Source organism: Bacillus sp. FJAT-53060 (assembly GCF_037104745.1).
GTDB lineage: Bacteria > Bacillota > Bacilli > Bacillales > Bacillaceae > Bacillus > Bacillus stratosphericus_B.
Window position 1 is genome coordinate 1 of record NZ_JBAWSW010000060.1, and the last position, 11,018, is coordinate 11,018.

Below are 11,018 nucleotides of genomic sequence, written 5' to 3' on the forward strand. Positions count from 1 at the left end.
ATATCGGACTGGATAATTTGTATATGACTTTGAAAAAGCTTTTTCGCCATGATATTGATACTTTCTGACCCAATATTGAAGTATACTTTTGTTCACGCCAATCTGTTTTGCAATTCTAAGCAAGCTCCCACGGTCAATGAGGTATCGTTTTACCGCTTTGATTTTATCTTCAATTGTAAATTTAGCCAAAGAAAAGCACCTCCAAATGTTAGACTGTGTCTAATATTTGGGGTGCACTTCATTGGGGGGATTTTTTTGTTTAAGCAAAATAACCGATACTTGATGTATGTCCTCGTTGGGCTTCATTATGAGTCTCGTTTGACGAAACATAACTAAAAGCACCTAACACACTTATAATAATTAATACGGTTGCTACTGACTTAAATTTCATAAAGACAGTCTCCCCTCTTGAAATAAAGAATCTTTTCATAAAAAAACAGAATTGTCTTTATATCCCACTTTATTATAATATTTTCGGCATACATTGATTTGTTTCTAATAGGTACAATATTTTTTTCGATTGTTGAAAGTCGTTTTCAACAGAAGTTGGCTAAACAGTATATATCAAAAACTAAATGTGTTATCGATGTAGTATTATTAAACATACTACTTGTTCTTCAATGAGAACAGGTAGGGTTTTTAGATAAATAAACCTTTTTTATTCTACAATCATCTAGTCTCTATCTTTCTCTAAAATCAATTCATACTGACGTTCATTTTATTTGAGCGCCTTACAATGTTTTTGTTCCCACACCCCAGATCAATTACTACTGAAACGGTAATGTAGTTTTTCATTACTTTATTTCTAGTTTTTTCACCTTCTCCACAACACGAAATGTTTGTGAAAGTGTTTAAAACTAAGGATTTCTATATAGTTTCTCTTTGTAGCAACGCCACACACTCCACATGCGAGGAATTGACAGTGCATACAGGAGTGGCATTAGTTCAGAATTAGGATGGAGCCTTCAAATATATAGAAGGCTCCATTTCCAACTAAATTGCTTTAGCTAAAATAATAAATCGGTGTTGTTTTACGTCAAAATAACCCTTTTGTTCAATGGTTTTATGAATGGTGTATAATTCATCCTTGAATTTACTTATTTCAAAACCTGGCACTTGCCAAGGAATTGCTTTAAGATAATAGACCAATGCTCCAATATCATAAAATCTTTGAATAGGGAACTCTTCAGCACTTTTCAAAACCTCAAAATTATTCTCCTGTATTTCTTTTAAAGCTCGTTTTAAGTTCCAATCAATAAATTCCTCATTTATTGGTACCCTTAGATTTTCATTAATCTCTATGCAATCGAGTCCACCGACTTGTTGAGTTAGAAAAATACCTTCTTTCGAGATAATTCTTCTCACCTCTTTAGATGAAAATGACTCATGTTGATTTATGATAAGGTCAAATTTTCCAGTATCAAACGGAAGAATTTCATCATTATCAATTTGAACGACCTTAACTCCTAAAGGTGTTAATCGTTCTTCTGCGATAGGTACATTAGGAATGTAACCTTCTGTAGCATAAACTGATGTTGGAAAAGGTCTTAATTTTGATAAAAACTCTCCACCACCTGTTCCCATATCTAGCATTGATTTTGCACTTTGAACAAGAGAAGTAGCTATACTAAAATATGACCATGAAAGCAACTCACTTTTCATTCTTCCAGTTTCAGATATAAATGAGAAATCCCATCCAACAAAAGGTTCATCTGCTTGTTTTATAAATGAAAAAAATTGTTTTTCATTCATAATAATCCCTCCAATAATAATTTTGCAGTTTTAATGATTAAAATATTTGGTGGGCCTCTTACGAACGTATAAAGTTGTTATGTTTCATGTTCTTTCAGTCTCATATTTAATAACTCCCTATAGAAAATTGATTTACTTTACTATAACATATTTACCAATTACTTCAACAAAAAGCATCCTACTTTACCTCAATAAATAGCCAATTAAATAAGAGCTGCTCCTAATTACTATTCCTTTATGGTACCCAGTGCCTAGTAAAAAAATAGTCATCCTTAGAAAGAGTATCCCATTTTTAATCTTTAAGTAATTTCTTTAAATACCTTTGTACCCCACCTACAGAAAGGAAAGTTCCTAAAAATATTTTACTTTTATAAATACTTAAAATTGTACCCACTTTTATATCAAATAACTTTCTGAGACAAAATTCCAATTTATCTAGTTTAAACCTCTATAAACAAATAAGCAGTTACCTTTATAATTCCACGAAAAATAGATACGTTCTTTGTCTCCGACTATCTAATAAGTTATTTATTTTGACGTACAAAAGCAAAAAACCTAAGGAGTGTAACATTTATACATTTTTGTTTCCCTTCTAAATCCTTTTGATATTTTTTAATTACCTGTTCCTATAATGTGTGTGAAAGTGAAAGAATTATAGGAAAGATGAGTATATGAAACTATTAAAATGACTGGTGATATTTACGCCCACGTAACACCAAAAATTAAAGCTAGAACAGCGAAAAAATTCAGTGATTAAATGAAATCTGAAGGTTAAGTGGTCAAAATGTGGTCAAATAGGATTCGGCGGCACTTAAACCCTTATTATTTAAGGGATAAAGACACCACGCACTCCACATGACTTGTATGCGGAAACATATCCACAGGCTGTACTTCCTCTGTCACATATCCACCATCTTCAAGAATACGTAAATCACGAGCAAGCGTCCCGGGGTTACAGGATACGTAAACGACACGGTTTGGTTTCATTTTTAACATTGTGTCAAGCAACGCTTCGTCACAGCCCTTTCTTGGTGGATCGACGACTAGGGTGTCTGCTTTGATGCCTTCTTTGTACCAATTCGGTATGACGGTTTCTGCTTCGCCGACAGCGAATTCGACATTGTTAATCCCGTTTAAGGCAGCGTTTCGTTTTGCATCTTCAATCGCTTCTGGCACAATTTCCACGCCATATACTTTGCCTGCTTTTTGTGCAAGAAATAAGGATATCGTACCGATTCCGCAGTAAGCATCCATGACGGTTTCTTCGCCTTGCAGCTCTGCATATTCAAGGGCTTTGTCATAAAGCACCTTTGTTTGGGCAGGGTTCACTTGATAAAACGAGCGAGCTGAAATGGCGAATTTGATGTCGCCAATGGTGTCATAAATGTATTCTTCTCCCCATAAAACGGTCGTTTCGTCTCCGAAAATGACATTTGTTTTCTTTGAATTCACATTTTGCACAATTGACCGAACGTGTGCAAAGCGTGCTATAATTTGCTCAATCACCTGCTGCTTATCCGGAAAATCAGCTGTTCTTGTGACAAAAACAACCATCATTTCACCTGTTGCGATACCGTAGCGAACCATTACATGACGAAGCCAGCCTTTATGCCGCTCTTCGTTATATGCTTTAATGCCAAACGCATTGCATATGTCTTTTACTGCCTGTACCACTTCGTCATTTTCTGATTGCTGAATCAAACATTTTTCCATATCGATGATTTCATGGGTACGCTGCTGATAAAACCCTGCAACAAATCCGCCTTCCCGTTCACCAACTGGAACTTGTGCTTTGTTTCGGTAATTCCAAGGGTCTTCCATGCCGAGTACAGGATGAACTTTTACACGGCTCATATCAAGCTTGCCGATTCGCTCCAATACGTCCTTTACTTGTTTCTGTTTAAATTGCAACTGGCCTTCATAGCTCATATGCTGAATTTGGCAGCCGCCGCACTGCTTGTAAATGGGACATGGCGCATCTTGCCTGTGCTGACTTTCCTTTGTCAGCTCCATGAGTCGTCCAAAAGCAAATCCTTTTTTCACACGTGTGACTTTGATTTTCCCTTGTTCATCTGGAAGGGCATTCGGTACAAACACAGGGAAACCCTCGATTTTCGCTACTCCTGCACCTTCGTGCGTTAAGTCTTCGAAGGTTACATTGTAGTATTCATTTTTTTGAACAGGCGGTTTCTTTTTCACCAATTTTATCACCTCATTTGCAAAGAAAAACTTGGTCGCCATCAGGAACCAAGTTCAGTCTTCACCCTATTTTTTCAGCTGTTGCTTTTGGCACAATAAATTCAATATGACGATACAGGTTTTCAAATTCACCTGGCAGCATGCCGCCGTATTCGCCATCTAAATTCAATTGCATTTTATCTTTTACATCTACTTTGACGCGATTCGCTTTTGCGTAGATGACATTGTTATCATGAATATGCTCGCCTCGAAGAGCAAGGCTGACCACTCGAATGGCTTCTGCCAGATTGACCTTCTTTAAAATAATCAAGTCAAACATTCCATCATCTAAAATGGAATCTGGTGCTAGCTTTTCAAAGCCACCTACTGAGTTTGTTAGTGAAACAAGAAACAGCATGATTTCTCCATGAAACAATTTGCCGTCATATTCAATTTCGACTTCTGTCGGGCGGATGGAAGGAAGCATCTCCATGCCTTTCAAATAATAAGCAAGCTGTCCAAGCATTGTCTTCAGCTTACTAGGCACCTCATAAGTCAGCTCTGTTAACCGGCCGCCGCCAGCAATATTAATAAAATAATGTCCATTGACTTTACCGATATCAAGCGGCTTCGCTACACCATCAATAATGGCATCTGTCGCTTTTAAAATATCTTCTCTTGGAATGCCAAGTGCTCTTGCGAAGTCATTTGTCGTTCCAACTGGAATGATTCCTAATTTTGGTCTTTTTTCAAGCGGCGCTAGTCCATTGACGACTTCATTGATCGTACCGTCTCCACCTGCTGCTACAATTAAATCAAATTCTCTCTGTGCGGCTTTTTCTGCTGCTTGTGTCGCATCTCCTGCACATGTCGTCGCATGACAAGATGTTTCATAGCCAGCTTGTTCAAATTTTTGCAAAACCTGCGGTAAATTCTTCTTGAAGAGTTCACGCCCAGATGTCGGATTGTATATAATTCGAGCACGTTTCATTTCATCATCATCCTATATTCATTATGCAATCTATTTTCACCACTAACAACCTTTAATTATACTATGAGTTTTGAAAATGGCAACAGAACACCCACCTAATATTTGAAATCTCATGGCGCATCTCCCTAAGCAAGAAATCATTCTGATAAGATAAAAGAAAACGCTGAAAAGGATGGTATGCGATGAAAAAGCCTATCTATTTCAACCATGACGGCGGTGTTGATGACCTCGTCTCCTTATTTCTGCTTCTTCAAATGGAGCATCTAAAAATCATTGGAATGTCTGTGATTCCTGCTGATTGTTATTTAGAGCCTGCACTGAGTGCGTCTCAAAAAATCATTGATCGATTTAGTCCTTATGAGATTGAAGTCGCTGCTTCCAATTCTAGAGGTGTCAATCCATTTCCAAAGGAATGGCGCATGCATGCCTTTTATGTCGATGCACTTCCGATTTTAAATGAAAAAGGCGCTGTTGATACGAAAGTATCCAAGCTTCCTTCACATCTACATCTGATTGAAACAGTTAAAAAGTCAACAGAACCTGTCACCCTGCTCTTTACAGGTCCGCTCACAGACCTTGCACGCGCCTTAGAAGAAGATCCCTCCATCTCAAATAAAATTGAGAAACTAGTGTGGATGGGCGGCACATTCCTTGAAAAAGGCAATGTCGAAGAACCCGAGCATGATGGAACAGCAGAGTGGAATGCGTTTTGGGATCCTTATGCTGTCAGCACGGTCTTTCAGGAGCGTTTTCCCATTGAAATGGTCGCACTTGAAAGCACGAATCAAGTCCCTCTTACACTTGATGTGCGCCAGCGCTGGGCCTCCCTCCGTTCTCACATCGGAATTGATTTTATTGGACAGTGCTATGCCTTTTGTCCGCCGCTCATTCATCACGAGACCAACTCAACTTATTACTTATGGGATGTGCTCACAACGATTACTCTTGCTTCCTCCTCATTTACTCATTTAAAGGAAATGAGTGCGATCGTTTACACCGAATCACCAAAGCAAGGACGCACCGAAGAGCATCCAGATGGAAAATCAATTCAAGTGATCGACCATGTCGATCGGGATGCATTTTTCCAAGCATTTGAAGAGCTTATGAGAAGAGCTGTTTGTCAGATTTCAAATAAAAAACCCCGCCAATGAGCGGGGCTTCCTCTTACTCTTCCTCTACGTACTTCTTCTTACGTCTAATTTTACTTAAGATTTCATACACAATTGGCACGATCACCAATGTGAGAAGTGTCGAACTTGTTAATCCACCAATTACAGTGACACCAAGTCCTTTTGATACGATCTGGCTTCCACCTTCAAAGCCTAATGCAAGTGGCAGTAGTGCACCAATCGTTGCAAGTGCAGTCATTAAGATTGGACGTAATCTTGTTGTTCCTGCTTCAAGTAAAGCTTCTCTTGTTGATAGCCCTTCTTGTTCTTTATGAATCACTCGGTCAATCAAGACAATGGCATTTGTCACAACAATTCCGATCAGCATAAGCAACCCAATCATGGCGTTTAAGCTGATGGTTTCTTTCGCTACAAACAACCCAACGAGTGCGCCAATAATCGTAAACGGCAGTGAGAAGAGAATCGCAAATGGTGCCAGACCTCCGCCAAATGTGATGACAAGAACGAGATACACAATAGCAATCGCTGCAAGCATCGCAAGGCCTAGCTGCGTAAAGGATTCTTGAATATCCGCACTCACGCCGCCTGTGTCAATCGTTACGCCAGATTTCAGATCAAGCTCATCGACTTTCTTCTGAACATTTTTCGTCACACTTGTTACGTCGTCTGTTGTCATATCACCAGACACTTCTGCGTAGATTTTCCCATCACGTTTGGTCACAGTATTTGCTGTCGTGCCATTTTTCACATCAACAACATCACCAATTCGAACTTCTTGACCTGTTGGTGTTGTGATTTTTTTATTCTCTAGATCTTTTTTGCTCTTATATTCATTTTTTTCCGTTTGAAGCTTCACATCAAGTTCTTTGCCGTCCTCTGTTACTTTCGTCAATGTTGTTTCACTATTTTGAGGAGCAATCGCCTGTGCGATTTGTGAAGCTGTTAGCCCTAGCTTCGCCAGCTTTTCTTGATCTGCATTAAACGTATATTCATCGTATTTCTCAGATAAACTTGTGCTGACGTTTTTTAGGTTTTTCTCATCTTTTAAAATGGTTTCGACATCTTTTACTGTGCCTTCAATATCACTTGCTTTGTCACCGTACACATAGTACGTCACTGTATTGCTTGCACCAGCAGATGAGAAGTCTTGTGATTTCCATTCCCCTTTAGACGCTTTGTCTTGCAGTGCTTTGACCACTCGATCTTTTTCTTTATCAAAATTCGGTGTATCATCATCAAATTGTACGAAGAATAGTGCACCGTTCGAGTTCCCGCCTACACTTGCTGTTAAGGCATTTGAAGAACCTAGTGAATATTGAACCGTGTTGACATGGTCACGTTTCATTAAGTATTCTTCTGCTTTTTTCGTTTCATCTATTGCTTGTTCTCTCGTTTGTCCAGGTTCAGGTGTGTATGTCACCATCGCCGTTTTTTCTGATTCCTGTGGTAAGAAGCTGACACCGACAAGTGGGGCTAAGAATAAGCTTCCAACTAACATAAGAATTGCAATTCCTGATGTAATCCATTTATGGTTGAGTGTCCAATTGAGTACACGTCTATAACCGATGGCCAGCTTGCTTGGTTTATGTTCTTTTACCTTTTTCGCTTTTCCATACAGGTTCTTTTTAAACAGACTGTGTGCCATCATTGGAACAATCGTAATGGCTACAAGCAGTGAAGCAAGTAAAGCAAACACAATGGTTAATGCAAATGGGATGAACAGTTCACCAATCATTCCACCTACAAGTGCTAACGGTAAGAACACCGCAATTGTGACAATCGTCGAAGACATGATAGGGATAAACATTTCTTTTGTGGCTTCTCTGACGAGTGCTTTGCCTTTTAATGGTTCATTCTTTAATGCCATTCGTCGATAGATGTTTTCTATGACCACAATGGAGTCATCGACAACACGGCCGATGGCCACGGTCATCGCACCAAGTGTCATGATATTCAATGTGATATCCAGCTGATTTAAGATTAAAACAGCGATCAACAGAGATAACGGAATTGAAATAACCGAGATTAATGTTGATTTGATATCTCTAAGGAACAATAGAATAATAATGATCGCAAAGATCGCCCCGATGATCGCCTTATTTAGCATTGTGCTGACAGACTCTTTAATCGGTTCTGCTTGATCATATGTGGTACTTACTTTGATTCCTTTGTTATCTTTCTTGAACTTCTCAAGCTCTTTTGTGACTTCTTCTGCCACACTCACTGTGTTGGCATCAGAGCCTTTCACAATTTGCAGACCGATACTGTCTTTCCCATTTGTTCTAGAAATTGATTCTGCATCCTTGACGACTTTAATATCCGCAATGTCAGAAAGCTTGATTGTCGGCAATTCTACAGATTGACTTGCAGAACTTCCACCTGCTTGCTGCTGACTTAGACTTCCAGCCTGCTGCTCAGCACCTGCATTTCCTGGGCCGCTAGAAGATGCTCCAGCTCCAGCGCTTCCCGTACTGCCGCTTGTACTTGGTGTGATAGGAATTCGCATATTTTTCAAATCTTTAACGCTTAAAATATTACCGTCCACTACCACTGATTTTTGCTTGTTCCCGAATGTGTACAAACCTAATGGTACATTCACATCAGAGGCTTTGATCATGTTTTGGACTGTTTCTTCATCTAAACCGTATTCTTTCAATTTCTTTTGTTTAAAAGAAAATTCTACTTCTTTGATTTGCTGCCCTGAAGCTTCTACAGAAGATACGCCATCTAATCCTTCAAGTGAAGGAACAAGGACATCTTCGACTTTTTTTGTGAGGTCTTCTAATGATTCTTTGTCTCCAGAGACACTGAGTGCTAAGATTGGAATCGCATTGATACTAAAGCGTGCGATTTTTGGTTTTTCTGCATTTTCAGGAAAATTGATATTGCTAATGGCATCTTCAACTTCCTTCTTTGCTTCATCCATGTCTTTGTTGTAATCGTATTCGACTTGAATCGATGAAGCGTTCTCGAAAGAATTGGATTTGACCACATTGACCCCATTAAGGTTTTGAATAGACTTCTCGATTGGATCGGTCACCTTATCTGATACTTCATCCGGTGTTGCGCCAGGATACATTGTAGAAACCGTAATGATTGGCGTGTTAATATTCGGGATTGATTCTTGTTTCATATTCAATCCGGCATATAGACCAGCAACTGTTACGATAATCGTCATGAGCCATACAGCGAACTTATTCTTTAGTACAAAATTGATGATCGAATTCATTATGTCCTCCATTTTCCTTTATGTATTGACTGACTGGTCATTCTATATCATAATAAACGGTGATATACAATGCCGTCAACCATTTCACTTGCGTTTGACGTAACATTCTAAAGCTGAAGGGGCCTTATTTCATGAACGAAAAAAAAGAAAAAATCATTAAAGCAAGCATTCAGTTGTTTGCTAAAAAGGGTTTTTCTTCTACGACCATTCAGGAAATTGCAGATGAATGCGAAATATCGAAAGGCGCATTTTATTTGCATTTCAAATCAAAAGAACAACTTTTCAACCGAGCGTTCGAATATTATATCGACACTTCTATGCAAAGCATTGATAAGATTCGAAAAGAAAATCAACATTTGGCACCTAGAGAGATTTTTCAGAAACAAATCGCTGAACAGTTCCAGCATTTTGCGGAGAATAAAGATTTTATCATTTTGATCCTCAGCGAGAATGTTATCCCGAAAAATAAGCAGATTAAAAAGTATTCTAAAACTGTGAAAAAGCAAATGAATGATGCAATCCAAATTTCCATCTTGACCACGTATGGACAAAAAATCGAACCATATATAACTGACCTGTCAGTCATGATTCAAGGAATCATCCAATCGTATGTGCAGGTACTGCTTTTACAAGATCAGATGCAATTATCATGTGATGAGCTCTCTTCCTTTATTCTCGATCGATTTGATGATTTGGTTAATGGGATTCTTCGTTCTAATACGAAGCCGATTCTTAAGCAAACCATTTGGGAAGATGAAGCGCCGAATGCCGCTTCCCTTCAAGAAGAGATCCGACTGTTAAAGCTTGATTATATGCTTTGTGATGATACCCTTGTATCCATTGAAGTGATTGAAGAAGAACTGACAAAAGACGAGCCTCGTAAGCCTGTCATTCAAGGGATGCTGACAAATTTAGAGATGTGTGAAGAGCCTGCCGTCCTAAGAGTAGCAGATCAATTGAAATTGTTTCTTCAATGACAGTACGTGTTGATTTTCATTTTAGTTCACCTAGATTCCCTTCGAATGCTCTTTCGCTTAGGCTCCATTATAAGGAATGAATCTCCGATATGATATACGGTGGTGATCTGAATCTATGACCGTGCCATTCCCATTACAAAAAAACCGCCCCTTAGAGGGGACTGACCCCATAATATGAGACAAATAAAAACACCTTTAAGTTGAAAATCGGGTATAGCATACCTGAAAACAATTTGGAGGTGTTTTTGTATGAAAAAAAGAGTAAGTTATCCGATTAGCGTAAAAGAAGAGGCCGTTCGAATGAAGTTAATAGGGATTCCAACAAAAGAAATCATGGACAAGCTAGGAATTAAGAATAGTACCCAAGTGAAAACATGGATGAAATGGTATCGTGATGTTGATACCATCGGTTTCATCAACCAGTCGGGAAACAATATTCATATGGGAAAGGACCTGAATATCAAGATGAGAACGAAAAGTTGAAAACAGAAAATCGTTATCTCAAACAACAAATGTCAGATGTTTGAACTTGCAAGATCAACATTTTATCGTTGGAAAAAACAAGATCATCAGCCGAATCCAAAGCAGCAGAAACTAGTCCAGTTGATTTCATCACTCTGTAAATCACATCAAGATACGTACGGTTATCGTAAAATCACAGCTCTACTACAAAAAGAAATGAAAATGAATCATAAGACGGTACAACGTATTATGCAAACCTACGGTTTACAGTGTCGTGTGAAAGTAAAAAAGCGTAAACA

At 38.6% G+C, this 11,018-nt stretch carries 9 protein-coding genes; 4 read left to right on the forward strand and 5 right to left on the reverse strand.

Annotation, left to right across the window (positions count from 1 at the left end):
• The 4 genes from WAX46_RS14845 to WAX46_RS14860 form a co-directional block, all read right to left on the reverse strand.
• Positions 1-189: transposase (locus tag WAX46_RS14845; protein ID WP_336493791.1), on the reverse strand; the 189-nt coding region annotated here is incomplete at its 3' end.
• Between the two features lie 804 nt (positions 190-993).
• The gene (locus tag WAX46_RS14850) at positions 994-1,755 is read right to left on the reverse strand and encodes a methyltransferase domain-containing protein (RefSeq protein ID WP_442895680.1); all 762 of its coding nucleotides are present in this window, start codon (positions 1,753-1,755) and stop codon (positions 994-996) included.
• A gap of 819 nt (positions 1,756-2,574) precedes the next feature.
• Positions 2,575-3,951 carry a 23S rRNA (uracil(1939)-C(5))-methyltransferase RlmD gene (gene rlmD, locus WAX46_RS14855; protein WP_336494258.1) on the reverse strand — a complete coding sequence of 459 codons (1,377 nt, stop codon included), beginning with the start codon at positions 3,949-3,951 and terminating at the stop codon, positions 2,575-2,577.
• Between the two features lie 61 nt (positions 3,952-4,012).
• Positions 4,013-4,921 carry a diacylglycerol kinase gene (locus WAX46_RS14860; protein WP_336494259.1) on the reverse strand — a complete coding sequence of 303 codons (909 nt, stop codon included), beginning with the start codon at positions 4,919-4,921 and terminating at the stop codon, positions 4,013-4,015.
• Between the two features lie 182 nt (positions 4,922-5,103).
• On the opposite strand from WAX46_RS14860, the gene WAX46_RS14865 reads away from it, so the two are divergent.
• Entirely contained in the window at positions 5,104-6,072 is a 969-nt protein-coding gene (locus WAX46_RS14865; protein WP_336494260.1) for a nucleoside hydrolase, read from the forward strand.
• 13 nt (positions 6,073-6,085) lie between these two features.
• Here the strand turns inward: WAX46_RS14865 and WAX46_RS14870 are convergent, their stop codons facing one another.
• On the reverse strand, positions 6,086-9,280 hold the full coding sequence (locus tag WAX46_RS14870; RefSeq protein WP_226568659.1) for an efflux RND transporter permease subunit: 3,195 nt from the start codon (positions 9,278-9,280) through the stop codon (positions 6,086-6,088).
• 131 nt (positions 9,281-9,411) lie between these two features.
• Between WAX46_RS14870 and WAX46_RS14875 the strand changes: the two genes are divergently transcribed.
• The 3 genes from WAX46_RS14875 to WAX46_RS14885 all read left to right on the forward strand — a co-directional run.
• The gene (locus tag WAX46_RS14875) at positions 9,412-10,257 is read left to right on the forward strand and encodes a TetR/AcrR family transcriptional regulator (protein WP_226568658.1); all 846 of its coding nucleotides are present in this window, start codon (positions 9,412-9,414) and stop codon (positions 10,255-10,257) included.
• 249 nt (positions 10,258-10,506) lie between these two features.
• Positions 10,507-10,740 carry a transposase gene (locus WAX46_RS14880; protein ID WP_336494261.1) on the forward strand — a complete coding sequence of 78 codons (234 nt, stop codon included), beginning with the start codon at positions 10,507-10,509 and terminating at the stop codon, positions 10,738-10,740.
• Positions 10,741-10,776: 36 nt separating this feature from the next.
• On the forward strand, positions 10,777-11,018 hold a 242-nt coding region (locus WAX46_RS14885), incomplete at its 3' end, for an IS3 family transposase (protein ID WP_336494262.1).

Bases quoted from the DNA above. Each gene is read 5' to 3' on its own strand.
- WAX46_RS14860 (WP_336494259.1), bottom strand. From the start codon at position 4,921: ATGAAACGTGCTCGAATTATATACAATCCGACATCTGGGCGTGAACTC.
- WAX46_RS14865 (WP_336494260.1), top strand. From the start codon at position 5,104: ATGAAAAAGCCTATCTATTTCAACCATGACGGCGGTGTTGATGACCTC.
- WAX46_RS14870 (WP_226568659.1), bottom strand. From the start codon at position 9,280: ATGAATTCGATCATCAATTTTGTACTAAAGAATAAGTTCGCTGTATGG.
- WAX46_RS14880 (WP_336494261.1), top strand. From the start codon at position 10,507: ATGAAAAAAAGAGTAAGTTATCCGATTAGCGTAAAAGAAGAGGCCGTT.
- WAX46_RS14875 (WP_226568658.1), top strand. From the start codon at position 9,412: ATGAACGAAAAAAAAGAAAAAATCATTAAAGCAAGCATTCAGTTGTTT.